Raw genomic sequence first — 24,914 nt, forward strand, 5'->3', positions numbered from 1 at the left:
TCATCGTAGCCACTTAAACAATGATTTACGAAATCCTTGCAGGAGACATTATGAAAGTTATGCGTACCACTGTCGCAACTGTTGTCGCCGCGACCTTATCTCTGAGCGCTTTCTCTGCTTTTGCAGCGGCAAGCCTGACTGGCGCTGGTGCAACCTTCCCTGCGCCGGTGTATGCCAAATGGGCGGATACCTACCAGAAGGAAACCGGTAATAAGGTTAACTATCAGGGTATCGGCTCCTCCGGTGGCGTAAAACAAATTACCGCGAATACCGTTGATTTCGGCGCATCAGACGCTCCGCTGTCTGACGAGAAACTGAATCAGGAAGGCCTGTTCCAGTTCCCAACCGTGATCGGCGGTGTTGTGCTGGCTGTTAACATCCCTGGCCTGAAATCAGGCGAGCTGGTGCTGGACGGCAAAACCCTGGGCGACATCTACCTGGGCAAAATCAAAAAATGGGATGATGAAGCCATCACTAAACTGAACCCCGGCGTTAAGCTGCCTTCGCAGAATATCGCCGTGGTTCGCCGCGCGGATGGTTCCGGTACCTCTTTCGTCTTCACAAGCTACCTGGCGAAAGTGAACGAAGAGTGGAAATCTAAAGTCGGTTCCGGCTCTACCGTTAACTGGCCAACCGGTCTGGGCGGAAAAGGTAACGACGGTATCGCCGCGTTCGTACAGCGTCTGCCTGGCTCTATCGGCTACGTAGAGTACGCCTACGCTAAGCAGAACAACCTGGCTTACACCAAACTGGTTTCTGCTGACGGCAAACCGGTAAGCCCGACCGAAGAGAACTTCGCTAACGCCGCGAAAGGCGCTGACTGGAGCAAATCCTTTGCGCAGGATCTGACTAACCAGAAAGGCGAAGGCGCGTGGCCAATCACCTCCACGACCTTCATCCTGGTTCACAAAGAGCAGAAGAAACCTGAGCAGGGTGCTGAGGTGCTGAAGTTCTTCGACTGGGCATACAAAAACGGCGGCAAGCAGGCTAACGATCTGGATTACGCCAGCCTGCCGGACAGCGTGGTTGAGCAGGTCCGTGCTGCATGGAAAACCAACGTGAAAGACAGCAGCGGTAAAGCGCTGTACTAACAGGATATTTTTGACGAAGATGGCGGGTGGCGCTCACGCTTACCCGCCCTACGGTTCATCCTGTAGGCCCGGTAAGCGCCAGCGCCACCGGGCATATTCGTAAGACGTTTCATAAAGAAGAGTAATTTATGGCTGCAACCAAGCCTGCATTTAACCCTCCGGGTAAAAAAGGTGACATGATTTTCGGCGCGCTGGTCAAACTGGCTGCGCTGATTGTGCTATTGCTGCTGGGCGGCATTATCGTGTCTCTGATTTTCTCCTCCTGGCCGAGCATTCAGAAATTCGGTTTCTCCTTCCTGTGGACCAAAGAGTGGGACGCGCCGAACGACATCTACGGTGCGCTGGTGCCGATTTACGGTACGCTGGTGACCTCGTTCATCGCCCTGCTGATTGCGGTTCCGGTAAGCTTCGGTATTGCGCTGTTCCTGACGGAACTGGCGCCGGGCTGGCTGCGTCGCCCGCTGGGTATTGCCATTGAACTGCTGGCGGCCATCCCAAGTATCGTATACGGCATGTGGGGTCTGTTTATCTTTGCGCCGCTGTTTGCCACGTACTTCCAGGAACCGGTGGGTAATGTTCTCTCAGCCGTTCCGTTTGTGGGAGCCCTGTTCTCTGGCCCGGCATTCGGTATCGGTATTCTGGCGGCAGGGGTGATCCTCGCCATTATGATTATTCCGTACATTGCGGCGGTGATGCGCGATGTTTTCGAACAAACCCCGGTGATGATGAAAGAGTCGGCCTACGGCATCGGCTGTACCACCTGGGAAGTTATCTGGCGCATTGTCCTTCCGTTCACCAAAAATGGGGTGATCGGTGGCGTGATGCTGGGCTTAGGTCGCGCGCTGGGTGAAACCATGGCAGTCACCTTTATCATCGGTAACACCTACCAGCTCGACAGCGCCTCACTCTATATGCCGGGTAACAGCATTACTTCCGCGCTGGCGAACGAGTTTGCCGAAGCGGAATCCGGGCTGCACGTCGCAGCGCTGATGGAACTGGGCCTGATTCTGTTCGTTATCACCTTCATTGTTCTGGCGATTTCCAAGCTGATGATCCTGCGTCTCGCGAAAAATGAGGGGGCACGCTGATGGCAACTCTCGAAATGCAAAGCACCGCTCAGCTTGCGGAATCCCGCCGCAAAATGCAGGCGAAGCGTCGTTTCAAAAACCGCATTGCGCTGACGCTCTCCATGGCAACGATGGCATTCGGCCTGTTCTGGCTGATCTGGATCCTGATGTCCACCATCACCCGTGGTATTGATGGCATGTCTCTGGCGCTGTTCACCGAGATGACGCCGCCGCCAAATACGGCGGGTGGTGGTCTGGCAAACGCCCTGGCGGGCAGTGGCCTGCTGATCCTGTGGGCGACGGTCTTCGGTACGCCGCTGGGCATTATGGCCGGTATCTATCTGGCGGAGTACGGGCGTAAATCCTGGCTGGCAGAGGTGATTCGCTTCATTAACGACATCCTGCTTTCCGCTCCGTCGATTGTCGTGGGCCTGTTTGTTTACACCATCGTGGTTGCGCAAATGGAACACTTCTCCGGCTGGGCGGGCGTGATTGCGCTGGCGCTGCTGCAGGTGCCTATCGTCATTCGTACCACCGAAAACATGCTGAAACTGGTGCCGGACAGCCTGCGTGAAGCGGCTTACGCGCTGGGTACGCCGAAATGGAAAATGATTTCTGCGATTACGCTGAAAGCGTCGGTCTCCGGGATCATGACAGGTATTCTGCTGGCTATCGCCCGTATCGCCGGTGAAACGGCACCGCTGCTGTTTACTGCCCTCTCCAACCAGTTCTGGAGTACGGACATGATGCAGCCGATCGCCAACCTGCCGGTGACGATCTTTAAATTTGCGATGAGTCCATTCGCGGAATGGCAGCAGCTGGCCTGGGCCGGGGTGCTGATCATCACCCTTTGCGTACTGTTGCTGAACATTCTGGCGCGCGTCATTTTCGCGAAGAAGAAACACGGTTAATTTTTTACGGCGCGGCAGATCGCGGCGCCGAATGAGGAAATGAGTCAATGAGTATGGTTGATACTGCCCCGGGTAAGATTCAGGTTCGTGATTTGAACTTCTACTACGGCAAATTCCATGCCCTGAAGAATATCAACCTGGATATTGCGAAGAACCAGGTCACGGCATTCATCGGTCCGTCCGGCTGCGGTAAATCCACGCTGCTGCGTACCTTTAACAAAATGTATTCGCTCTATCCGGAGCAGCGCGCTGAAGGTGAAATTATCCTGGATGGCGAAAACATTCTGACCCAGGCCCAGGATATCGCCCTGCTGCGCGCCAAAGTGGGGATGGTGTTCCAGAAACCAACGCCGTTCCCGATGTCCATCTATGACAACATCGCGTTTGGCGTTCGCCTGTTTGAGAAGCTCTCCCGTGCCGATATGGACGAGCGCGTGCAGTGGGCATTGACCAAGGCCGCATTATGGAACGAAACCAAAGATAAGTTGCACCAGAGCGGGTACTCTCTCTCCGGTGGTCAGCAGCAGCGTCTGTGTATTGCGCGTGGTATCGCCATTCGTCCGGAAGTATTGCTGCTGGATGAGCCGTGCTCGGCGCTGGACCCGATCTCAACCGGTCGTATTGAAGAGCTGATCACCGAGCTGAAGCAGGATTACACCGTGGTTATCGTGACCCATAACATGCAGCAGGCTGCACGTTGTTCCGATCACACGGCGTTTATGTACCTGGGCGAGCTGATTGAGTTCAGCGATACGGATGCGCTGTTCACCCGGCCCGCGAAGAAACAAACCGAAGATTATATTACTGGCCGCTACGGTTGATTTGCCTTAGTGCATGTGGAGAAACCATGGACAACCTCAATCTTAATAAACACATTTCCGGCCAGTTCAACGCAGAGCTGGAAAGCATCCGCACGCAGGTAATGACCATGGGTGGCATGGTCGAGCAGCAGCTTTCTGATGCGATTACGGCGATGCACAACCAGGATAGCGAGCTGGCGAAGCGCGTCATTGAAGGCGACAAAAACGTCAACATGATGGAAGTTGCCATCGACGAGGCCTGCGTGCGCATTATCGCGAAACGTCAGCCGACGGCGAGCGACCTGCGTCTGGTGATGGCGATCATCAAAACCATCGCCGAGCTGGAGCGTATTGGTGATGTGGCGGATAAAATCTGCCGCACCGCGCTGGAGAAGTTCTCTCAGCAGCACCAGCCGCTGCTGGTGAGTCTGGAATCGCTCGGTCGTCACACCGTGCAGATGCTGCACGACGTGCTGGATGCATTCGCGCGCATGGATCTGGACGAAGCAGTTCGTATCTACCGTGAAGACAAAAAGGTCGACCAGGAGTATGAGGGCATCGTCCGTCAGCTGATGACCTACATGATGGAAGATTCACGTACGATCCCAAGCGTGCTAACTGCCCTGTTCTGCGCGCGCTCTATCGAGCGTATCGGCGACCGCTGCCAGAACATTTGCGAATACATTTTCTACTTCGTGAAAGGTCAGGACTTCCGCCACGTGGGCGGCGACGAGCTGGACAAGCTGCTGGCGGGTAAAGATCCGAAAGAGTGATTTTACCCTCACCCTAACCCTCTCCCACAGGGAGAGGGGACCATTCGGTTTTCTCCCTCTCCCCTGAGGCTGAGGGTTCCCCACAAAATAATGCCAGCACGGACGACCCCCTCTCCCTTGAGGGAGAGGGCTGGGGTGAGGGGGAACATACGGCTCTGGTGGTCATTCCGTTCACTTTATGTTCCTTGCTACTTTGTAACGACAATACCTGTGAACGTGCCAGGGCGGCTCAATCGCCACCGCCCTGGCGACCCGGGCTCCCGGCGGTAAATCGCCGCTTCGCGGTGCCCTCAGCTTATTCCTTCAGGCTATCGGGTCGGGCATGAGCCTGCATCCCTGCAGGCCACGCCCTCTCGGCGCATCCGTGCGCCTCGCCCCGGCCTTACGGAAACGCTTCGGCGATTTACAGCCGGACCAGGGCATCGCTGAAAGCCTTAACTCGTTCTGAAACAAAGTTACTGCTTCTGCTTATAAATTACTGGGGATTCCTCAGCCCCTGGGGTGAGGGGAAAACTCAGCGAGTAATATCCCATCCGCGCGCCTTCCACAACGCTGGCAACTGCGCCAGATCGGTAAAGGTCGTTACTTTTGGATGATCGATCGGCCTGTTGTGCGGATCGGCACAGAAGTAAAACACCTCCATCCCCGCATCAATCCCCGACTGCGCGCCCGCAGACGAGTCATCCACCAGAATGCAGTTCTTCACGTTGACGTTCATCGCGTTTGCCGCATGGAACATCAGCGCCGGATCTGGCTTCCAGCGCTGGATATCGTAGCCGCTGAACAGTTTTTCCGGGAAATGGTGCAGCATCTCAAGCTTGCCGAGCGAGTGCTGCATTTTGCTGACCGGGCCGTTGGAGACCACACAGATCGGCACCGTCATTGCATCCAGCAGCGCGTTTGCACCGGCAATGACCTCCAGCTCAGAATCGAACAGGCGTGCGACCTCGGCGCGGTACACCGGTTCCAGATCCGCTTTTGCCAGACTGACACCGTGTTCTTTGTTAATGATGTCGATAATCTCATAGAGCTTTACGCCCTTAAAGCGTTTGAACACCTCTTCGAGTTCCAGCGTAATGCCAAATTCCTGGAACATGGTGACGTACGCGCGGGAACAAATGACCTCACTGTCGACCAGCGTACCGTCGCAGTCGAAAAATACCGCTTCAATTCCGGACATGCCTTTCCCTTTTAACAAGTTTAACGTTTTCGTACGGCAGTTCGCCGGGACGCAATCGTTGCCGTATAAGCAAAATCAATGAAAAAAGTATCACGTAACCGCCACTATTGTCGCATTTTGGTATAGGATAGCGACGAATTTTCCCTCCTTGTTCGGAAATTGATGATGAGTCAACAACACACTACCCAGACATCTGGTCAGGGTCTGCTTGAGCGCGTGTTTAAACTGCGCGAGCACGGCACAACGGCACGCACCGAAGTGATCGCCGGTTTCACCACCTTCCTGACGATGGTCTATATCGTTTTTGTGAACCCGCAAATTTTGGGCGTCGCTGGCATGGACACCAGCGCCGTCTTTGTAACCACCTGTCTGATTGCGGCGCTTGGCAGCATCCTGATGGGCGTGTTCGCTAACCTGCCGGTTGCGCTGGCACCGGCAATGGGCCTGAATGCGTTCTTCGCGTTCGTGGTAGTTCAGGCGATGGGTCTGCCGTGGCAGGTTGGCATGGGTGCCATCTTCTGGGGCGCTATTGGCCTGCTGCTGCTGACCATTTTCCGCGTGCGTTACTGGATGATTGCGAACATTCCTGTGAGCCTGCGCGTGGGGATCACCAGCGGTATCGGTCTGTTCATCGGCATGATGGGGCTGAAAAACGCCGGTGTGATCGTGGCGAACCCTGAAACGCTGGTGAGCATCGGCAATCTGACCTCTCATAACGTGCTGCTGGGCGTGCTGGGCTTCTTTATCATCGCGATCCTGGCCTCCCGCAACATTCATGCGGCGGTGCTGGTGTCCATCGTGGTGACCACCCTGCTGGGCTGGATGCTGGGTGACGTTCACTATAACGGCATCGTCTCTGCGCCACCGAGCGTCTCTACCGTGATTGGCCATGTTGACCTGGCGGGCTCCCTGAACCTGGGCCTGGCGGGCGTGATCTTCTCCTTCATGCTGGTCAACCTGTTTGACTCCTCCGGTACGCTGATTGGCGTGACCGATAAAGCGGGTCTGGCGGACGAGAAAGGCAAATTCCCGCGCATGAAGCAGGCGCTGTATGTGGATAGTATCTCTTCCGTGGCGGGTTCTTTCATTGGCACCTCGTCTGTTACCGCTTACATTGAATCCTCTTCCGGCGTCTCCGTGGGCGGCCGTACCGGCCTGACGGCGGTGGTGGTAGGTATCCTGTTCCTGCTGGTGATTTTCCTCTCTCCGCTGGCGGGTATGGTTCCACCGTATGCGGCAGCCGGCGCGCTGATTTACGTGGGTGTGCTGATGACGTCGAGCCTGGCGCGCGTGAAGTGGGAAGATTTAACCGAAGCGGTGCCGGCCTTTATTACCGCCGTGATGATGCCGTTCAGCTTCTCTATCACCGAAGGTATCGCGCTGGGCTTTATCTCTTACTGCGTAATGAAGATCGGTACCGGCCGCTTCCGCGACCTCAGCCCATGCGTGATTGTCGTGGCGCTGCTGTTTGTGCTGAAGATTGTGTTTATCGACGCCAAATAAACAGCAAGCCCTTTTCTTCGAAAAGGGCTTTAGTGTTTGTTCCCTCTCCCCGTGGGAGAGGGCCAGGGTGAGCAGCTGTGTTTAAAGTCAACGGCTGACGGCTAAGCTGCCACCCATTTTTTATTGTCCCGCACCATTGCATTCAGGATTGTCACCAGCTTCCTGACGCAGGCCGTCATCGCCACTTTAAACGCTTTTCCCTTTCCTCTCAGTCTCTCAAAAAACGCCTGTATGGTCGGGTTATAACGCACCGCTGACATCGCAGCCATATACAACGCTGCCCGCACTGCACTCCGTCCTCCCCAGATACAGCGTTTTCCTTTCATTTTTCCGCTGTCATGCGCATACGGACACACCCCGACCAGGGCACTGATTTTACGTCTGCTAAGCTGCCCCAGCTCAGGCAGCATCGACAGCAGAACCGCCAGTGTTGTCCGCCCGATACCTTTCACTTCCTCCAGAAGCTTTACCTTCTCCTGCCATAGCGGCATCACTTTTATCTGCCGGTCTATGTCGTCATCCGTGTCCTTTATCTCCGCGTTCAGCCAGTCGATATGCCGTTTGATACCCGTCCGGATGAGTTCGTCGGTGCAGGAGCCGTAGCGGTTCTGCTCCATGGTTCTGTTGTCCACCAGCTGACGACGACGGGATACCATCATGGCCAGACGCTGCGTCTGCTCGTCTGGTGCGGGGCGTACATCCGGCGTCATCCTGCGACCAAACTCGCAGATAATACGGGCATCATTCGGGTCGGTCTTGAAGAGTGTTCCCAGCGCCCGGGCGAAATGTCTGACCTGAGCGGGGTTCACCACGGCGACGGGAAGGCCGGCAAGCTCAAGCGTGGCAGCCAGAAGGTTATGGTAACGGCCGGTGGCCTCCATCACGATGCGAACAACGGTGCGGGATGCGAGTGCATCGAGGAGTTGCTGGTGCCCGTGTGGGGTGTTCTCCAGATGGAGAAACAGTCCGTCAGGACTGATGAAGACGTCAAAAGTGTCTTTGGCAATATCGATGCCGACGGTGGTATGTTCAGTCATGTTCATGTCTCCCGGCCTTGTAATATACGGGCTGGCACAGGCCGCCCGGGCAGCTGTTCGGGTTAACAGGAAAACTGATGCCACGCCATGAGCTCACCCGCGGGCTTGAAAACCCAGAGGGCTAACGGGCTGTGGCATCAGGTGAAACTCAGTGACAGTTTACCCGTCTGTAGACGGGTAACTGAAGTGACTTTAAACATACAAGGGCATCAGGCCGCAGTGATCTTACGCCTTCACCCGCTTAATATAATCCCCAAACGCCGTTAGCTGGCCAGAGAGATGGTCACGCGTGCTCTGATCCACCACTTCACCCGTTTGCGGGTCGACCTTGTTCTGAATCACACCGCCCATAAATTCCGGTTTGTTCATCACCATCGCATCGAGGAACACCAGGATCTGGCGCAGATGGTACTGGCAGCGCGCGCCGCCAATCGCGCCCATTGAGCTGGTCTGGATCAGCACCGGTTTGCCGGACAGCGGCTGCTCCGGTAAACGAGACAGCCAGTCGATGGCGTTCTTCAGGCCACCCGGAACCGAGTAGTTATACTCCGGCGTGACAATGACCACGCCGTCGGCCTGGCGAATTTGCTCTGCCAGTGCCTCAACGCTCTGCGGGAACCCTTCTTCCTGCTGGACATCTGCATCATAAAGCGGGATATCGCCAATAGATGGCAGGGCGCTAATTTCCATACCTGCCGGGGCCAGCTGCGGCAGCGTGCGGGCAACCATTCCGTTAAATGAACCTTTGCGCAGGCTTCCCAGTAACGTAACTACTTTCAACGTATCAGACATGATTACTCCTGTTTCATCATGATGACCCTGATTGGATCAGCTATGGGTAAATGCTTTTTCTGCCGGTAAACTGGTTAAACGCATCAGGCGTGCGGCGGGCTCGTTGGCGCGCTCGGGCACATCCGGAAGGCTACTCCATCCCTCTTTGCTGTCAAATTCCCAAATCTTTAGCCGTTCGATGGCAGGGCTGACTGCAACAGACCATATCAACACATCTTCTGCATCGCTGAGCGCCTCTACAAGCGTGGCTTTAGCGGCACGCAGGCGTCCGGAGCCCGGCAACAATTGCAACAGGCTGGCGTCGTCTGAAGCGCATCCGCAGAGCTTGCGAATGCTCTGGCGCAGGGTGATGAGCTGGGCTCGGGCTTCAACAGGATCGTTCTGGTTGCGTACCCACAGCTTTTCATTGCTGGAAAGCGGGTAGTCATCGTGCGGGCTTGCGCCGTGGAAGCCCCGCGTCGCACGCTGAAGTTCCATATCCAGACCGCAATCGCCTTCGGTGGTCAGCGCCACGCCAATGATATTCCCCGTATAGGCAATAGAAAAACGGGGGAGTTCCGGGTCGGCAAAGACCGGTCGGCCTTCTGGTTGCGTGACGATCTCGGGCAGTTCGCTGGTGCCGTACAGCATAAACAGCAGTTCTGCGAGAAGCGCTCTGGAGGCTAAAAAGCGCGTCCTGCGGTGTTCGGGGAGTTTGAGTGCCTCACTGTGACAGGCTGAAGAGAGTCTTGCCGATACGAGACGTCCTTCTGTAAGTATCCCTCTTGCAAAGTGCGTTGCCATTTTTCGCTCCTTGATAATGGTCGTAATCGGTTAAACGGTTACATGATTATCGCTTAACTTGACTCCTGTTTTAATCAGTAAATAGGAGTAAAAGAAGCCTGAGGGCCGAACTTTACATTTTCTTAGGCAAAAATTGGATCGCTGCCACCGTACAACGCCTTGATGGTCTCCCGCAGCCAGAGAATTTTCGGATTATGGCTGTTCCGTTTATGCCAGATTAGCGTGAAGGGAACGGTCAGCTTTTCAGCCTGCGCTTCGTCAATGGGAATAGGAAGCGCGATCAGCTTCCGCTGGTGGAGTTCATTGTAGTGTCGACAGTAGTGGGGAGCCGTGGCGATATAGTTATGGCCGGGCTGTGCCGCCATAAACATCGACTGCTCAAAGCCCGGCAAACACATGGCAATGTTTCTCTCCCGCCCCATCTCTTTTAGCACCTCATCCAGCGCCCAGGTGTCGCTCCGTTCCCAGAAGATACTGATATGGGGATAGCGCAGGAAGGTCTCCAGATTCCACTCCTCCTGCAGAGCGGGATGGTCCTCGCGTAAATAGACGCAAGGGCGGTCGCTAAACAGGATTTCGTAGTCGATAAACCACGGCATCAGCTTCAGCAGTTCACGCGAGCGCGGGTGCGTTTCACGACCGGTGAAGCCAACGTCCACTTCCCCGCGCGTAATGGCGTCCAGTGAGTCGTAATCCCAGTGACGCACCTTCACCGTCGCCTGCGGATAACGCTGATTGACCTGCTCCAGCAGGGTGTTAAAGCGGATGAGCATCAGCGGCGTTTCGGCGGCCAGCACGAACGTTAGCCCGCCTGGCGAATCATGGTGGAATTTGTCGAGGATCTGGTTGCCGATTTGCATCCAGTCGGCCAGATCCTGCTCCAGGCTGACCGTCAGCGGGGTGGGCAGCAGCCCTAACGGCGTTTTGACAAACAGCGGGTCGTCAAACCAGTCGCGCAGCTTGGCCAGCGATTTGCTCACCGCCGACGGCGTCACGTTCATCCGCTTCGCAGCTTTGGTGACGCTGCGCTCCTGCAGCAAAAGCTGCAGGCAAAGCAACAGGTTAAGATCGAGACTGCTGATGGGCTTCTTCATAGTGTGCCGCGGGCCGGATGACCATAAGTAAGGTGATGCAGACCATGCTACAGGCAATCAGAATCCCGATCAGCATATTGAGCGCGTTAAGTCCGATGACTGCCGCCAGCCATATCCACAGAGACGAGCCGCAGACCTGTGCGATCCCCAGCACCGAGCTTGCCACGCCTGCCCGCAGCGAGAACGGGCCGAGCGCCTGACTCATCGCCACGCCAAAGCCAACCGAGAACCCGGCACAGATGAGGGTAATGCCCACCAGCATCACCGCATGTGAGCTGGTGGTCGCCAGGATCGCGCCTGCGGCGAGGAATAAAACCTGTGAGGTCAGCATCAATGTACGTTGGCTGAAAACATTTAGCGCAAACGGCGTCGAAAACGAAACGGCCATACTAACCATCGCGGTTAATGCCATCACCGTTGAATACTCCCCGCGATCGAAACCCATGGTCTCCATCAGCAACACCGGGGAAACGTTTACATACGTCAGGATCACCGCCACGCTTAAGGTCGTCACAGCCAGACGGCTGAGGAAAAAGCGGTTGAGAAGCTTCTCTGCCGGATGAATGGTTGCGGTATGGCTGGAATTCTGCGAGCCCGGGTGGGTCTCTTTCAGCACGGCGATCGACAGGATAAACACCAGCGTGCCCATGGCCGCCATGGTCCAGAACAGGCTCTGCCACGGGAATTTCAGCATGATCAGATAGCCCACGACCGGAGCCAGCACCGGGATGATGCAGGTAATGCCGTTCAGCATCGAAAGCACTTTAGCGCGGCGCTGGGCGCTTAAGGTGTCGCGCAAAATCGCAAACGCCACCACGTAGCAGCCACCGGCACCAATGCCCTGGATGAACCGTCCTGCCAGGAACACGGTGCTGTTCTGCGCCTGTGAGCAGAGAAGAGAGGCCAGGGCAAAGATGATGGCACCGGTAATCGCGACGGGCTGACGGCCTGCCTTATCCGCAATTTTCCCGGCAAAGACCATCGATGACGCCATCCCCGCGAGGTAGGCCGAAAACGCGATGTGCAGCTGCGCTTCGCTGGCGCCCAGATCGCGTGCGATGTGCGGTAATCCCACCAGATACATATCAATGCCGGACGGATAAAGAAGAACTAATGCGAAACTACAAAACAGAAAACGCGCCATAAACCCCCCATAGATGCAGGCATGCAGGATAGGAGGTGAAAAGGGATTAGGCGAGTTGCCATTTGGACAATGGTGATTTCCTGAGAGGAAATCACCATTGATTAGCGGGAACTATTTACCAATACAGAAGCTCGAGAAGATCCTTCCCAGCAGATCGTCCGACGTAAACTCCCCGGTGATCTCGCTCAGATTCTGCTGCGCCAGACGCAGCTCTTCCGCCAGCAGCTCGCCCGCCCACGCGCCGATCAGCTGCGCTTTCCCCTGAACAAGGTGGTTCGCCGCCTCTTCCAGCGCCTGCAGGTGACGACGACGCGCCAGGAAGCCGCCTTCCATGCTGGTATCAAAGCCCATGCTCTGCTTGAGATGGTTGCGCAGGTCGTCCACGCCTTCACCCGTACGCGCCGACAGGCGAATCAGTGAGTGACCATTCACATCGCTGATACCCAGCGTTTCGCCGGTAACATCTGCTTTGTTACGCACCACGGTGATCGGCAGTTTGGCTGGCAGACGGGCGATAAAGTCCGGCCAGATCTCCGCCGGGTCAACGGCGTCGGTCGTGGTGCCGTCGACCATAAACAGTACGCGGTCGGCCTGCTCGATCTCCTGCCAGGCGCGTTCGATACCGATGCGTTCCACTTCATCGCTGGCATCGCGCAGACCCGCGGTATCAATGATATGCAGCGGCATCCCGTCGATGTGGATATGCTCGCGCAGCACGTCGCGGGTGGTGCCGGCAATGTCGGTCACGATCGCCGCTTCACGGCCCGCCAGGGCGTTCAACAGGCTCGATTTCCCGGCGTTAGGGCGACCAGCAATGACCACCTTCATCCCTTCACGCAGCAGGCTGCCCTGGCGCGCTTCGGCACGCACGGCGTCGAGATCGTTCATCACCTGGTTGAGCTGGGCTTCGATTTTACCGTCAGAGAGGAAGTCGATTTCCTCGTCCGGGAAATCGATAGCCGCCTCCACGTAGATCCTGAGGTGAGTAAGTGCTTCCACAAGATGATTTACGCGTGCGGAGAATGCCCCCTGCAGCGAGTTAAGCGCGGAGCGTGCCGCCTGTTCCGAACTGGCGTCGATCAGGTCTGCAATCGCTTCTGCTTGCGCCAGGTCGAGCTTGTCGTTGAGGAAAGCACGTTCGGAGAACTCGCCCGGCTTCGCAATGCGCAGGCCTGGAAGGGTCAGAATACGTTTTAACAGCAGGTCGAGGATAACCGGGCCACCGTGGCCCTGCAGCTCCAGCACGTCTTCGCCGGTGAAGGAGTTCGGGCCGGGGAACCACAGCGCAATGCCCTGGTCCAGCGGCGTGCCGTCGGCATCTTTAAACGGCAGGTAATCAGCGTAGCGCGGCTTTGGCAGTTTACCCAGCACCGCTTCGGCCACCTCGCGCGCCTTCAGGCCGGAGATACGCAGAATGCCTACACCACCGCGTCCCGGTGGGGTTGCCTGGGCGACGATAGTGTCGTTATGGCTCATGGTTGGTCTCGTTCAATACAAATAAAAAAGGCGGTCAATCGACCGCCCTTATTTTAGCGTTAACTTACCGAATCAGGACTTTTTCTTTTCGCGGCTATGCAGGCCACGTTTTTCCAGACCACGGTAAATCAGCTGCTGCTGGATGATGGTCACCAGGTTGCTGACGATATAGTACAGCACCAGACCTGACGGGAACCACAGGAAGAACACGGTGAAGATGACCGGCATAAAGGTCATGATCTTCTGCTGCATCGGGTCGGTCACGGTGGTCGGCGACATCTTCTGGATGAAGAACATCGTCACGCCCATCAGGATCGGCAGGATGTAGTACGGGTCCTGTGCGGACAGGTCATGGATCCACAGGGCGAACGGCGCGTGGCGCAGCTCAACGGAACCCATCAGCATGTAGTACAGCGCAAGGAAGATTGGCATCTGAATCAGCAGCGGGAAGCAACCACCCAACGGGTTCACTTTCTCTGCTTTATACAGGGCCATCATTTCCTGGCTCTGACGCTGTTTGTCATCGCCCAGACGCTCACGCATCGCCTGAATCTTCGGCTGCAGCATGCGCATCTTCGCCATGGAGGTGTACTGCGCTTTGGTCAGCGGGTACATGATGCCACGAACGATGAAGGTGATAACGATGATGGAGAAGCCCCAGTTACCCAGGAAGCTGTGGATGAACTTCAGCAGCTTAAACAGCGGCTGAGAGATGAACCACAACCAGCCGTAATCCACGGTCAGATCCAGGTGCGGCGCGACGGCTGCCATTTTGTCCTGGATTTCCGGGCCAACCCACAGGGTGCTTGCCAGCTTACCGGTTTGACCCGGCTGAACCAGAACCGGCTGTGATTTATAGCCGATGGCTGCAATACCGTTGCCCAGGTTCGCGGTGTAGAAGTTATTGGTACCGTCGTTATTTGGGATCCATGCCGTTGCGAAATACTGTTGCAGCATTGCTACCCAACCACCTTTGGAGCTGACGTTCAGGTTTTCGTTATCGGCAATGGTGTCGAATTTGTATTTCTCGTACTTCGCGTCAGGCGTGGAGTACGCCGCGCCACGGAAGGTATGCAGCGCAAAGTTGCTGCTTCCGGTGTCACGGTGAGACGGCAGATTGATGGACTGCTTCAGCTGACCGAAGGTAGACAGTTCCAGCGGTTTCGCACCGGTGTTTTGTACGCTGTAGCCCACGTTCACCGCATACTCACCGCGTTTCAGGGTGAAGGTTTTGGTGAAGGTGTTGCCTGCCGCGTCGGTGTAGGTCATCGGGATAACGAGTTCGTTCTGGCCGTCAGCCAGCACAAAGGTGTCGTTGTCGACGTTATACAGTGGACGCGCGCCGTTAGCCGGGTTATCCGGGCCATCACGACCGGTCAGGCCGCTCTGCGCCTGATACAGGAACTCCGGTGTGGTTTCCAGTAACTGGAACGGTTCGTTAGACTTCAGCTCTTTCGGGTAGGTCAACAGCAGCGCCTGCTCAACATCACCACCACGGGTGTTGATAGTCAGCTCAAGCACATCGGTCTTAACCGTAATCTGTTTCCCCTGGCCACTGGCCGGTACGCCCTGGTCGGCGGCGCTACCCGCTGCGGTGGTCGTAGTCTGCGTGGTCTGCTGCTGGGGTTGAGGATTTTTATCCTGCTCCCATGCCTGCCAGATCATGAAAGACACGAACAACAAAGCGATGATAAGAAGATTGCGTTGCGAATCCATCGTTAGTGTTCTCTGGTATCAAAAGGTCCTGGGGGGACGGGGTCGTCTCCACCGGGGTGTAAAGGGTGGCATTTTAATACGCGTTTCACCGTCAACCAACTGCCTTTTAACACTCCAAACCTGCGCAATGCCTCAATTCCATAGCTTGAGCATGTTGGTGTGAAACGGCAGTGCGGCCCGAGTAGCGGACTAATCAGGCGTTGATAGACCCGAATGAGGGCTATCAGGACCCGTGAGCCAGGCGACAGTGGCGGCGCCATAATTTTTCCAACGCTTCCGAGAGAGCACGGTTATCGAGGTCGGCAACCCCCTTTTTAGCCACCACCACGAAATCCATAGAAGGCAGTTCGTGCTGACGTAAACGGAAGCTTTCACGCGTCAGACGTTTAATCCGGTTGCGTTCATGCGCACGCTTAACGTTTTTCTTAGCGACTGTGAGACCGATGCGGGGATGCCCCAGCGAATTTTGGCGGCCGAGGATGGTGATTTGCGGCGTGCCAGCCCGTTGTGGCTGCTGGAAGACGAAAGTGAAATGAGTGGGAGTTAACAAACGTAACTCCCTGGGAAATGCTAGCTTAACCACTCAGGGGTTAGCTTTATTACTTGGAAACGGTCAGACGAGCGCGGCCTTTAGCACGACGACGTGCCAGAACCTGACGACCATTTTTAGTAGCCATACGAGCACGGAAGCCGTGAGAACGGTTGCGCTTCAGTACAGACGGTTGAAAAGTGCGTTTCATGGCGATTTCTACCTAAACTTGAAAAAATTCATGACTTTTGCGGATGCCCGACCGAGTTTCGAATGACGGACGCCGAAGCCGTGGGTGATTAAAGAGGCCGGATTGTAATAATTGTACACTCCGGAGTCAATTCTCTTTCCTTATTTCCCGCGTATTTCCGCACGATTTCGCGTGGAAAATGAGCAACGGACGACGCAGGAAGATGAGCATCACGCGCCGGGTCGAGGATTATACGGCCTCGCCAACAAAGCGCAAGGATCGTCCCGGATCTTCGTTAGATCATTTAAGCAATAAATTGTCGTTGCTCATTAAATTTTCCAATATGCGGGCTAAATCGCGGGGCACTCGCGCCAGGATCGTTTACACTTACCCGGTTTCGGATCTTCCTGTGGATAAATCGGGAAGAATCTGTGAGAAACAGAAGATCTCTGGCTCAGTTTACGCTATGATCCGCGGTCCCGATCGGGATCCCAGGATCCTGGTCAGGATAAATTGCAGATAGCAATTCGCACGTCCCCCTTTACACAGGGTCATGTCGATGTGCGCCAACAATCATGAATATTCAATAGTTTTCTTTTATTGTTCGAGTGGAGTCCGCCGTGTCACTTTCGCTTTGGCAGCAGTGTCTTGCCCGATTGCAGGATGAGTTACCAGCCACAGAATTCAGTATGTGGATCCGCCCGTTGCAGGCGGAGCTGAGCGATAACACGCTGGCTTTGTATGCGCCAAACCGTTTTGTGCTCGATTGGGTAAGGGACAAATACCTTAATAACATCAATGGTCTGCTGAACGATTTCTGCGGGTCAGATGTCCCACAGCTGCGTTTTGAAGTGGGCACAAAGCCGGTCACCCAAACCGTTCGTGAAACCGTAAATGTAGCCGCGCCTGCTCAGGCTGTTCCGGCTCCGGCACCTCGCGTCGCACCCGCTCGTCAGGGCTGGGATAACGTCCCTGCCCCCGCAGAGCCAACCTACCGCTCTAACGTTAACGTGAAACACACGTTCGATAACTTCGTTGAAGGTAAGTCGAACCAGCTGGCGCGCGCGGCGGCCCGTCAGGTTGCGGATAACCCCGGCGGTGCCTACAACCCGCTGTTCCTCTATGGCGGCACGGGTCTCGGTAAAACCCACCTGCTGCATGCGGTAGGTAACGGCATTATGGCGCGCAAGCCTAACGCGAAAGTGGTGTATATGCACTCCGAGCGCTTCGTTCAGGACATGGTAAAAGCCCTGCAAAACAATGCGATCGAAGAGTTTAAACGCTACTACCGTTCCGTTGACGCGCTGCTGATCGATGACATCCAGTTCTTTGCCAATAAAGAACGATCGCAGGAAGAATTTTTCCACACCTTCAATGCCCTGCTGGAAGGTAATCAGCAGATCATTTTGACCTCGGATCGTTATCCAAAAGAGATCAACGGCGTTGAAGATCGTCTGAAATCCCGCTTCGGCTGGGGCCTGACCGTGGCGATCGAGCCACCGGAGCTGGAAACCCGCGTTGCGATCCTGATGAAGAAAGCCGATGAGAACGATATTCGCCTGCCGGGTGAAGTGGCGTTCTTCATTGCCAAGCGTCTGCGCTCCAACGTGCGTGAGCTGGAAGGAGCGCTGAACCGCGTTATCGCCAATGCCAACTTTACCGGTCGTGCGATCACCATCGATTTTGTGCGTGAAGCGCTGCGTGATTTGCTGGCATTGCAGGAAAAACTGGTCACTATCGACAATATTCAAAAGACGGTGGCCGAGTACTACAAGATCAAAGTGGCAGATTTACTGTCTAAACGTCGTTCCCGCTCGGTGGCGCGTCCGCGTCAGATGGCGATGGCGCTGGCAAAGGAGTTAACCAACCACAGTCTGCCGGAAATCGGCGATGCGTTTGGTGGCCGTGACCATACGACCGTGCTGCACGCTTGTCGCAAGATTGAGCAGTTACGCGAAGAAAGCCACGACATAAAAGAAGATTTTTCCAATCTAATCAGAACATTATCATCGTGACGCTATGAAATTTACCGTTGAACGTGAACATTTATTAAAACCGCTGCAACAGGTGAGTGGCCCATTAGGCGGCCGCCCAACGCTGCCTATTCTCGGAAACCTGCTGCTTCAGGTCGCGGACGGTACGCTGTCGCTGACCGGTACAGATCTGGAAATGGAAATGATCGCGCGCGTTACGCTGACGCAGCCGCACGACGCGGGCGCGACCACGGTTCCGGCACGTAAATTCTTTGATATCTGCCGCGGGCTGCCGGAAGGTGCTGAAATCGCCGTGCAGCTGGAGGGCGACCGCATGCTTGTGCGCTCTGGCCGCAGCCGTTTCTCGCTCTCCACGCTGCCAGCTGCAGACTTCCCGAACCTGGACGACTGGCAGAGTGAAGTGGAATTCACCCTGCCGCAGGCGACGATGAAGCGTCTGATTGAAGCCACGCAGTTCTCCATGGCGCATCAGGACGTTCGTTACTACTTAAACGGCATGCTGTTCGAAACCGAAGGTGAAGAGCTGCGTACCGTGGCGACCGACGGCCACCGTCTGGCGGTCTGTTCTATGCCGATTGGCGACTCACTGCCAAACCATTCGGTGATCGTGCCGCGTAAAGGGGTGATTGAGCTGATGCGTATGCTCGACGGTGGCGACACGCCGCTGCGCGTGCAGATCGGCAGCAATAACATCCGCGCGCACGTGGGTGATTTTGTCTTCACATCGAAGCTGGTTGACGGCCGTTTCCCGGATTATCGCCGCGTGTTGCCGAAGAACCCGGACAAAACGCTGGAAGCGGGCTGCGATAGCCTCAAGCAGGCGTTTGCCCGTGCCGCTATCCTCTCTAACGAGAAATTCCGCGGCGTGCGCCTTTACGTGAGTGAAAACCAGATCAAAATCACCGCTAACAACCCGGAGCAGGAAGAGGCAGAAGAGATTCTGGACGTCACCTACGCCGGGGCTGAGATGGAAATCGGCTTTAACGTCAGCTACGTGCTGGATGTGCTCAATGCACTGAAATGCGAGAACGTGCGCATCCTGCTGACCGACTCCGTTTCGAGCGTACAGATTGAAGATGCCGCATCACAGTCGGCTGCTTATGTTGTCATGCCAATGAGACTGTAATGTCGCTCACCCGTCTGTTGATCCGTGACTTTCGCAATATCGAAAGCGCGGATCTCGCTTTATCCCCCGGCTTTAACTTCCTGGTTGGCGCGAACGGCAGCGGCAAAACCAGCGTGCTGGAAGCCATCTATACGCTCGGCCACGGTCGGGCGTTTCGCAGTTTGCAGATTGGTCGCGTCATTCGCCACGAGCAGGAATCCTTTGTTCTGCACGGACGTTTGCAGGGCGCAGAGCGGGAAACCTCCATCGGCCTGACCAAAGACAAGCAGGGCGACAGCAAGGTGCGCATCGACGGCACCGACGGCCATAAAGTGGCGGAGCTGGCGCTGCTGATGCCGATGCAGCTGATTACGCCGGAGGGGTTTACTTTACTCAACGGCGGCCCCAAATACAGAAGAGCGTTCCTCGACTGGGGATGCTTTCACAACGAAGCCGGTTTCTTTAACGCCTGGAGCAACCTGAAGCGTCTGCTCAAGCAGCGTAACGCCGCGTTGCGCCAGGTTACCCGTTACGCCCAGCTGCGTCCGTGGGACATGGAGTTAATCCCTCTCGCGGAACAAATCAGCAACTGGCGTGCCGAATACAGCGCGGGTATCGCCGAAGACATGGCCGACACCTGCAAACAGTTTTTACCCGAGTTCTCTCTCACCTTCTCCTTCCAGCGCGGCTGGGAGAAAGAGACGGATTATGCCGAGGTGTTAGAGAGAAGCTTTGAGCGCGACCGCATGTTGACCTACACCGCGCACGGCCCGCACAAGGCGGATTTTCGCATTCGTGCTGACGGTGCGCCGGTGGAAGATACGCTGTCGCGCGGGCAGCTCAAGCTCCTGATGTGTGCGCTGCGCCTGGCGCAGGGGGAGTTCCTCACCCGCGAGAGCGGGCGGCGCTGCCTGTACCTGATAGATGATTTTGCCTCGGAACTTGACGACGCGCGGCGCGGGCTGCTTGCCAGCCGCTTAAAAGCCACGCAGTCGCAGGTTTTCGTCAGCGCCATAAGCGCTGAACACGTTATGGACATGTCGGACGAAAATTCGAAGATGTTTACCGTGGAAAAGGGTAAAATAACGGATTAACCCAAGTTGAAATGAGCGAGAAACGTTGATGTCGAATTCTTATGACTCCTCCAGTATCAAAGTCCTGAAAGGGCTGGATGCGGTGCGTAAGCGCCCGGGTATGTATATCGGCGACACGGATGACGGCACCGGTCTGCACCACATGGTATTCGAGGTGGTAGATAACGCTATCGACGAAGCGCTCGCGGGTCACTGTAAAGACATCGTGGTCACCATCCATGCGGACAACTCCGTCTCCGTCACCGATGATGGCCGTGGCATCCCAACCGGTATTCACCCGGAAGAGGGCGTATCCGCTGCGGAAGTGATCATGACCGTTCTGCACGCAGGCGGTAAGTTCGACGATAACTCCTATAAAGTTTCCGGCGGCCTGCACGGTGTAGGCGTTTCCGTAGTTAACGCCCTGTCGCAGAAGCTGGAGCTGGTCATCCAGCGCGAAGGCAAAATTCACCGTCAGATTTACCAGCACGGCGTGCCTGAAGCCCCGCTGGCCGTTACCGGCGATACCGACAAAACCGGTACCATGGTGCGTTTCTGGCCGAGCCTCGAAACCTTCACTAACGTCACCGAATTCGAGTACGACATCCTGGCGAAACGCCTGCGTGAACTGTCGTTCCTGAACTCCGGCGTATCGATTCGCCTGCGCGACAAGCGTGACAACAAAGAAGACCACTTCCACTACGAAGGCGGTATCAAGGCGTTCGTTGAGTATCTGAACAAGAACAAAACGCCAATTCACCCGAATATCTTCTACTTCTCCACCGAAAAAGACGGTATCGGCGTGGAAGTGGCGCTGCAGTGGAACGATGGTTTCCAGGAAAACATCTACTGCTTCACCAACAACATTCCACAGCGCGACGGCGGTACTCACCTTGCGGGCTTCCGCGCGGCGATGACCCGTACCCTGAACGCCTACATGGACAAAGAAGGCTACAGCAAAAAAGCTAAAGTCAGCGCCACCGGTGACGACGCCCGTGAAGGCCTGATTGCCGTTGTTTCCGTTAAGGTGCCGGATCCGAAGTTCTCCTCACAGACCAAAGACAAGCTGGTCTCTTCCGAGGTGAAATCAGCGGTTGAGCAGCAGATGAACGAACTGCTGAGCGAGTACCTGCTGGAAAACCCGAACGACGCAAAAATCGTTGTGGGCAAAATTATCGATGCGGCGCGTGCCCGTGAAGCGGCGCGTAAAGCCCGTGAGATGACCCGTCGTAAAGGCGCGCTGGACTTAGCGGGCCTGCCGGGCAAGCTGGCTGACTGTCAGGAACGCGACCCGGCGCTGTCCGAACTGTACCTTGTGGAAGGGGACTCCGCGGGCGGTTCTGCGAAGCAGGGCCGTAACCGTAAAAACCAGGCAATTCTGCCGCTGAAGGGTAAAATCCTCAACGTTGAGAAAGCGCGCTTCGACAAGATGCTCTCTTCCCAGGAAGTGGCGACGCTCATCACCGCGCTGGGCTGCGGCATTGGCCGCGATGAGTACAACCCGGACAAGCTGCGCTATCACAGCATCATCATCATGACCGATGCGGACGTCGACGGCTCGCACATCCGTACGCTGCTGTTGACCTTCTTCTATCGTCAGATGCCTGAAATCGTTGAGCGTGGCCACGTCTACATTGCACAGCCGCCTCTGTACAAGGTGAAGAAAGGCAAGCAGGAACAGTACATCAAAGATGACGACGCGATGGATCAGTACCAAATCGCGATCGCCCTTGACGGTGCAACCCTGCACGCGAACTCCAGCGCTCCGGCACTGGCAGGCGAGCCGCTGGAGCGTCTGGTCTCCGAGTTCAACGCCACGCAGAAAATGATTGGCCGTATGGAGCGCCGTTATCCAAAAGCCCTGCTGAAGGAGCTGGTCTATCAGCCAACCCTGACCGAAGCCGATCTGAGCAACGAGCAGACCGTGACGCGCTGGGTGAACGCTCTGGTGAGCGAGCTGAACGAGAAAGAACAGCACGGCAGCCAGTGGAAGTTCGACGTTCAGCAGAATGCGGCGCAGCAGTTTGAGCCTATCGTTCGCGTCCGTACCCACGGCGTCGACACCGATTATCCGCTGGAGCACGAATTTGTGACCGGTCCGGAATACCGTCGTATCTGCACCCTCGGCGAGAAGCTGCGCGGCCTGATCGAAGACGATGCGTTCATCGAACGTGGCGAGCGTCGTCAGCCGGTAGCCAGCTTCGAGCAGGCGCTGGAATGGCTGGTGAAAGAGTCCCGTCGCGGTCTGTCTATCCAGCGTTATAAAGGTCTGGGCGAAATGAACCCGGATCAGCTGTGGGAAACCACCATGGATCCGGAAAGCCGTCGCATGCTGCGCGTCACCGTGAAAGACGCGATTGCTGCGGACCAGCTGTTCACCACTCTGATGGGTGACGCGGTTGAACCGCGTCGTGCCTTCATCGAAGAGAACGCGCTGAAAGCGGCGAATATCGATATCTAATGCCGTTACACTGCGATAAAAGCCGCGCTTCAGCGCGGCTTTTTTATGGGCGCAGGAAGGTCCAGCGACATCACAGCCGGTAAACGGCTCGCCAGCGTGTCTACAGCAATTCTAACCCTCAGCGGCAGATGAGGTGTCAGCTGCCAGACGGCATGAACGTTGAAGTGAACATCCGGCGCCTGCTTCAGGAGCGGGACGAGTTTTCCCTGATGAATTTCTTTGATGACCATCCAGCAGGGCAACCAGGCAATGCCGTGCCCGGCCAGCGCAGCGTCGCAAATAGCCTGCAAATCATCCATGTTTAGCGACGAACGGGGAGTAAAGGTGCGAGACGTTCCTTCGTCATCCATCAACTGCCAGGGCAACACTCTGCCCGCGCGCAGATAGTTAATGGCAGTATGCTGGGGTAAATCATCAACGCGTTGTGGCTGGCCTTTCTTCTGCAGGTAATCCGGCGCGGCGCACAGCACCATGCGGTGTTCTCCAAGCTTTCTGGCCACCAGAACGCTGCTGTCCTGCAGCGTGCCGTTACGTACCGCCATATCAAACCCTTCCTCGACCAGATCCACCACGCGGTCGCTGAATGACATTTCCAGTTCAAGCCCGGGGTGTTCCTGCGCCAGCGCGATCAGCAGCGGGGCGACGCACTGACGGCCAAACAGTACCGGCATGGCAACGCGCAGGCGGCCACTGACCTGCTGTTTCCCTGTTTCAAGTAGCGATTCCGCGCCACGGATTTCCTCCAGCGCGCGCAGGCAGCGTTCATAAAAAAGGGCGCCGTTATCGGTCAGCCTCTGGCTGCGGGTGGTGCGGTGAAAAAGACGAACTCCCAACCGCTGTTCGAGGCGAGCGATGCTTTTTCCTACCGCCGAGCGTGACAAATGCAGACGAATGGCGGCCTGCGCAAAACTACCCGCCTCAACGGCGGCCACAAAAACAGGAATATCCTTCAGCGTATCGGACATAGATTGTCTCTATTCTGGCGTCAATAAAGGGAAAACTTATCGCCACTGGAGAATATGAGTCAACGGTAGACTGTCATTACTGAAGCTTATCTGATGGCAGGAGAAAAAAATGACAGAAACAATGCAGCGCTGGTCAATGAACGCCCTCGGGCGCGAGAATCTTAAACTCGTTCATGAACCGGTTCCCCAGCCAGGCCCGGGTGAAGTGCGCGTGCGGGTAAATGCCGTTGCGCTCAACTACCGCGATAAAATGGTCATTGAAGGCACGATGCCGATCCCGCTTTCCTTCCCGTTCACCCCGGCGTCTGACATGGCGGGCGTGGTGGACAGCGTGGGTGAAGGCGTTACGCGTTTCAAACCTGGCGCTCGCGTCATTTCAACCTTCTTCCCGGAGTGGATCGACGGCAAGCCGCAGGCAGACGCGCGCAACTTGCCCTACAAAACGTCCGGCGGCTATTTCCAGGGAATGCTGGCCGAGTATGTGATTGTAAATGAAAACGCGCTGGTGGCTTCCCCGGAAACCCTGGATGACGCAGAGGCCAGCACGTTACCCTGCGCAGGGCTTACCGCCTGGTTCGCACTGGTGGAGCGGGGTCAGCTCCGCGCCGGGCAATCGGTACTGGTACAGGGGACGGGCGGTGTGGCGATTTTCGCCCTGCAAATTGCAAAAGCGCACGGCGCAGAGGTCATTGTCACGTCCGGGAGCGATGAAAAGCTGGCGCTCGCCAAAAAACTGGGCGCCAGACAGGGCGTCAACCGCCTGAAAAGTGACTGGGCTGAAGAGGCATTGGCGCTGACTCAGGATCGCGGCATCGACCATATTATCGAAACCGTAGGTGGGGAGAACCTGAAGCATTCCCTGCGCGCCGTTGCCGTTCACGGGCGTATCTCCGTCATTGGCGTGCTGGCCGGAACTGACATTTCGCTGCCTGCTGGCGAGCTGCTGCTGAAATCCCCCGTCATTCAGGGGATTGGCGTGGGGCACCGTCGGGCGCTGGAAGATTTTGTCCGCGCTGTTGACGTCACGGGACTGAAGCCGGTGATTGAGCATCGCTACCGTTTTAACGAGCTTGAACAGGCCCTTGAACATCTGGATCGCGGCGCATTCGGTAAAATCGTTCTCACCCGCGAGTAAGTCGTCGTTCCCCGGCATAAGCGTAAAAGGGGTGTTTCTGTTGCGCAATGTAGCTCTATTTTTGTGTGCTTAATCGCGTTAGCATGAGGCAGCAC

The 24,914-nt window shown here is 56.2% G+C and carries 23 protein-coding genes; 11 read left to right on the forward strand and 12 right to left on the reverse strand.

Features of this window, described 5'->3' with window-relative positions; all coding sequences use genetic code 11:
* Window positions 1-50 precede the first annotated feature (50 nt).
* From pstS to phoU, 5 genes are all read left to right on the forward strand, one after another.
* Window positions 51-1,091 carry a phosphate ABC transporter substrate-binding protein PstS gene (gene pstS / locus V1603_RS02965; protein ID WP_116343664.1) on the forward strand — a complete coding sequence of 347 codons (1,041 nt, stop codon included), beginning with the start codon at window positions 51-53 and terminating at the stop codon, window positions 1,089-1,091.
* 128 nt (window positions 1,092-1,219) lie between these two features.
* The gene (gene pstC, locus V1603_RS02970; RefSeq protein ID WP_028014924.1) at window positions 1,220-2,179 is read left to right on the forward strand and encodes a phosphate ABC transporter permease PstC; all 960 of its coding nucleotides are present in this window, start codon (window positions 1,220-1,222) and stop codon (window positions 2,177-2,179) included.
* Window positions 2,179-3,069 carry a phosphate ABC transporter permease PstA gene (gene pstA / locus V1603_RS02975; protein ID WP_014881893.1) on the forward strand — a complete coding sequence of 297 codons (891 nt, stop codon included), beginning with the start codon at window positions 2,179-2,181 and terminating at the stop codon, window positions 3,067-3,069. The genes pstC and pstA overlap by 1 nt, the downstream gene beginning before the upstream one ends.
* 47 nt (window positions 3,070-3,116) lie before the next feature.
* Complete coding sequence (gene pstB / locus V1603_RS02980; protein ID WP_010426574.1) at window positions 3,117-3,890, forward strand: phosphate ABC transporter ATP-binding protein PstB; 774 nt, start codon at window positions 3,117-3,119, stop codon at window positions 3,888-3,890.
* A gap of 26 nt (window positions 3,891-3,916) precedes the next feature.
* The gene (phoU, locus tag V1603_RS02985) at window positions 3,917-4,642 is read left to right on the forward strand and encodes a phosphate signaling complex protein PhoU (protein WP_008500182.1); all 726 of its coding nucleotides are present in this window, start codon (window positions 3,917-3,919) and stop codon (window positions 4,640-4,642) included.
* Between the two features lie 514 nt (window positions 4,643-5,156).
* Here phoU and yieH read toward each other — a convergent pair.
* On the reverse strand, window positions 5,157-5,822 hold the full coding sequence (yieH, locus tag V1603_RS02990; RefSeq protein WP_192984757.1) for a 6-phosphogluconate phosphatase: 666 nt from the start codon (window positions 5,820-5,822) through the stop codon (window positions 5,157-5,159).
* A gap of 165 nt (window positions 5,823-5,987) precedes the next feature.
* Between yieH and adeP the strand changes: the two genes are divergently transcribed.
* On the forward strand, window positions 5,988-7,325 hold the full coding sequence (adeP, locus tag V1603_RS02995; RefSeq protein WP_163330067.1) for an adenine permease AdeP: 1,338 nt from the start codon (window positions 5,988-5,990) through the stop codon (window positions 7,323-7,325).
* 101 nt (window positions 7,326-7,426) lie between these two features.
* Here the strand turns inward: adeP and V1603_RS03000 are convergent, their stop codons facing one another.
* The 10 genes from V1603_RS03000 to rpmH all read right to left on the reverse strand — a co-directional run bounded on the left by V1603_RS03000 (window position 7,427) and on the right by rpmH (window position 16,107).
* Window positions 7,427-8,362, reverse strand: coding sequence for an IS110 family transposase (locus V1603_RS03000; RefSeq protein WP_395313161.1), 936 nt, complete (start codon window positions 8,360-8,362; stop codon window positions 7,427-7,429).
* 225 nt (window positions 8,363-8,587) lie between these two features.
* Entirely contained in the window at window positions 8,588-9,154 is a 567-nt protein-coding gene (locus V1603_RS03005; protein WP_014833835.1) for an NADPH-dependent FMN reductase, read from the reverse strand.
* Window positions 9,155-9,190: 36 nt separating this feature from the next.
* A complete protein-coding gene (locus tag V1603_RS03010; RefSeq protein WP_116343661.1) occupies window positions 9,191-9,937 on the reverse strand; it encodes a 4'-phosphopantetheinyl transferase superfamily protein in 747 nt (248 codons plus the stop codon).
* 122 nt (window positions 9,938-10,059) lie between these two features.
* Window positions 10,060-11,031, reverse strand: a complete 972-nt coding sequence (gene yidZ, locus V1603_RS03015; RefSeq protein ID WP_116343660.1) for an HTH-type transcriptional regulator YidZ — start codon at window positions 11,029-11,031, stop codon at window positions 10,060-10,062.
* Complete coding sequence (locus V1603_RS03020) at window positions 11,000-12,175, reverse strand: MFS transporter (protein WP_163329965.1); 1,176 nt, start codon at window positions 12,173-12,175, stop codon at window positions 11,000-11,002. The genes yidZ and V1603_RS03020 overlap by 32 nt, the downstream gene beginning before the upstream one ends.
* A gap of 111 nt (window positions 12,176-12,286) precedes the next feature.
* Window positions 12,287-13,651, reverse strand: a complete 1,365-nt coding sequence (gene mnmE / locus V1603_RS03025) for a tRNA uridine-5-carboxymethylaminomethyl(34) synthesis GTPase MnmE (protein ID WP_116343658.1) — start codon at window positions 13,649-13,651, stop codon at window positions 12,287-12,289.
* 72 nt (window positions 13,652-13,723) lie between these two features.
* Entirely contained in the window at window positions 13,724-15,367 is a 1,644-nt protein-coding gene (yidC, locus tag V1603_RS03030; RefSeq protein ID WP_163329966.1) for a membrane protein insertase YidC, read from the reverse strand.
* A 2-nt stretch (window positions 15,368-15,369) separates the two neighbouring features.
* A complete protein-coding gene (gene yidD, locus V1603_RS03035) occupies window positions 15,370-15,627 on the reverse strand; it encodes a membrane protein insertion efficiency factor YidD (RefSeq protein WP_116343656.1) in 258 nt (85 codons plus the stop codon).
* On the reverse strand, window positions 15,591-15,950 hold the full coding sequence (gene rnpA, locus V1603_RS03040; protein WP_014072458.1) for a ribonuclease P protein component: 360 nt from the start codon (window positions 15,948-15,950) through the stop codon (window positions 15,591-15,593). Before rnpA ends, yidD begins: the two co-directional genes overlap by 37 nt.
* A 16-nt stretch (window positions 15,951-15,966) precedes the next feature.
* The gene (gene rpmH, locus V1603_RS03045; RefSeq protein WP_000831330.1) at window positions 15,967-16,107 is read right to left on the reverse strand and encodes a 50S ribosomal protein L34; all 141 of its coding nucleotides are present in this window, start codon (window positions 16,105-16,107) and stop codon (window positions 15,967-15,969) included.
* 599 nt (window positions 16,108-16,706) lie between these two features.
* Here rpmH and dnaA point away from each other — a divergent pair.
* From dnaA to gyrB, 4 genes are read left to right on the forward strand one after another with little or no spacing between them, the layout of a single operon-like run.
* Window positions 16,707-18,101, forward strand: a complete 1,395-nt coding sequence (gene dnaA, locus V1603_RS03050; RefSeq protein WP_032644944.1) for a chromosomal replication initiator protein DnaA — start codon at window positions 16,707-16,709, stop codon at window positions 18,099-18,101.
* 4 nt (window positions 18,102-18,105) lie between these two features.
* Window positions 18,106-19,206 (forward strand): DNA polymerase III subunit beta, encoded by a 1,101-nt coding sequence (dnaN, locus tag V1603_RS03055; RefSeq protein ID WP_008500170.1) that lies wholly within the window; start codon window positions 18,106-18,108, stop codon window positions 19,204-19,206.
* On the forward strand, window positions 19,206-20,279 hold the full coding sequence (gene recF / locus V1603_RS03060; RefSeq protein WP_302219488.1) for a DNA replication/repair protein RecF: 1,074 nt from the start codon (window positions 19,206-19,208) through the stop codon (window positions 20,277-20,279). Before dnaN ends, recF begins: the two co-directional genes overlap by 1 nt.
* A 28-nt stretch (window positions 20,280-20,307) precedes the next feature.
* Window positions 20,308-22,719: a DNA topoisomerase (ATP-hydrolyzing) subunit B gene (gene gyrB / locus V1603_RS03065; protein ID WP_116343654.1), complete on the forward strand. Its 2,412-nt coding sequence runs from the start codon at window positions 20,308-20,310 to the stop codon at window positions 22,717-22,719.
* 29 nt (window positions 22,720-22,748) lie between these two features.
* Here the strand turns inward: gyrB and V1603_RS03070 are convergent, their stop codons facing one another.
* On the reverse strand, window positions 22,749-23,684 hold the full coding sequence (locus V1603_RS03070; protein ID WP_116343653.1) for a LysR family transcriptional regulator: 936 nt from the start codon (window positions 23,682-23,684) through the stop codon (window positions 22,749-22,751).
* A gap of 109 nt (window positions 23,685-23,793) precedes the next feature.
* On the opposite strand from V1603_RS03070, the gene V1603_RS03075 reads away from it, so the two are divergent.
* Window positions 23,794-24,819: an NAD(P)-dependent alcohol dehydrogenase gene (locus V1603_RS03075; protein ID WP_192984753.1), complete on the forward strand. Its 1,026-nt coding sequence runs from the start codon at window positions 23,794-23,796 to the stop codon at window positions 24,817-24,819.
* Window positions 24,820-24,914 lie beyond the last annotated feature (95 nt).

Source organism: Enterobacter sp. ECC-219 (assembly GCF_043966805.1).
Taxonomy (GTDB): domain Bacteria; phylum Pseudomonadota; class Gammaproteobacteria; order Enterobacterales; family Enterobacteriaceae; genus Enterobacter; species Enterobacter cloacae_N.

What these genes read in the sequence shown, in the direction of transcription:
- pstS (WP_116343664.1), top strand. Translation starts at nt 51, where the DNA reads ATGAAAGTTATGCGTACCACTGTCGCAACTGTTGTCGCCGCGACCTTA.
- pstC (WP_028014924.1), top strand. Translation starts at nt 1,220, where the DNA reads ATGGCTGCAACCAAGCCTGCATTTAACCCTCCGGGTAAAAAAGGTGAC.
- pstA (WP_014881893.1), top strand. Translation starts at nt 2,179, where the DNA reads ATGGCAACTCTCGAAATGCAAAGCACCGCTCAGCTTGCGGAATCCCGC.
- pstB (WP_010426574.1), top strand. Translation starts at nt 3,117, where the DNA reads ATGAGTATGGTTGATACTGCCCCGGGTAAGATTCAGGTTCGTGATTTG.
- phoU (WP_008500182.1), top strand. Translation starts at nt 3,917, where the DNA reads ATGGACAACCTCAATCTTAATAAACACATTTCCGGCCAGTTCAACGCA.
- yieH (WP_192984757.1), bottom strand. Translation starts at nt 5,822, where the DNA reads ATGTCCGGAATTGAAGCGGTATTTTTCGACTGCGACGGTACGCTGGTC.
- adeP (WP_163330067.1), top strand. Translation starts at nt 5,988, where the DNA reads ATGAGTCAACAACACACTACCCAGACATCTGGTCAGGGTCTGCTTGAG.
- V1603_RS03000 (WP_395313161.1), bottom strand. Translation starts at nt 8,362, where the DNA reads ATGACTGAACATACCACCGTCGGCATCGATATTGCCAAAGACACTTTT.
- V1603_RS03005 (WP_014833835.1), bottom strand. Translation starts at nt 9,154, where the DNA reads ATGTCTGATACGTTGAAAGTAGTTACGTTACTGGGAAGCCTGCGCAAA.
- V1603_RS03010 (WP_116343661.1), bottom strand. Translation starts at nt 9,937, where the DNA reads ATGGCAACGCACTTTGCAAGAGGGATACTTACAGAAGGACGTCTCGTA.
- yidZ (WP_116343660.1), bottom strand. Translation starts at nt 11,031, where the DNA reads ATGAAGAAGCCCATCAGCAGTCTCGATCTTAACCTGTTGCTTTGCCTG.
- V1603_RS03020 (WP_163329965.1), bottom strand. Translation starts at nt 12,175, where the DNA reads ATGGCGCGTTTTCTGTTTTGTAGTTTCGCATTAGTTCTTCTTTATCCG.
- mnmE (WP_116343658.1), bottom strand. Translation starts at nt 13,651, where the DNA reads ATGAGCCATAACGACACTATCGTCGCCCAGGCAACCCCACCGGGACGC.
- yidC (WP_163329966.1), bottom strand. Translation starts at nt 15,367, where the DNA reads ATGGATTCGCAACGCAATCTTCTTATCATCGCTTTGTTGTTCGTGTCT.
- yidD (WP_116343656.1), bottom strand. Translation starts at nt 15,627, where the DNA reads ATGGCGCCGCCACTGTCGCCTGGCTCACGGGTCCTGATAGCCCTCATT.
- rpmH (WP_000831330.1), bottom strand. Translation starts at nt 16,107, where the DNA reads ATGAAACGCACTTTTCAACCGTCTGTACTGAAGCGCAACCGTTCTCAC.
- dnaN (WP_008500170.1), top strand. Translation starts at nt 18,106, where the DNA reads ATGAAATTTACCGTTGAACGTGAACATTTATTAAAACCGCTGCAACAG.
- recF (WP_302219488.1), top strand. Translation starts at nt 19,206, where the DNA reads ATGTCGCTCACCCGTCTGTTGATCCGTGACTTTCGCAATATCGAAAGC.
- gyrB (WP_116343654.1), top strand. Translation starts at nt 20,308, where the DNA reads ATGTCGAATTCTTATGACTCCTCCAGTATCAAAGTCCTGAAAGGGCTG.
- V1603_RS03070 (WP_116343653.1), bottom strand. Translation starts at nt 23,684, where the DNA reads ATGTCCGATACGCTGAAGGATATTCCTGTTTTTGTGGCCGCCGTTGAG.
- V1603_RS03075 (WP_192984753.1), top strand. Translation starts at nt 23,794, where the DNA reads ATGACAGAAACAATGCAGCGCTGGTCAATGAACGCCCTCGGGCGCGAG.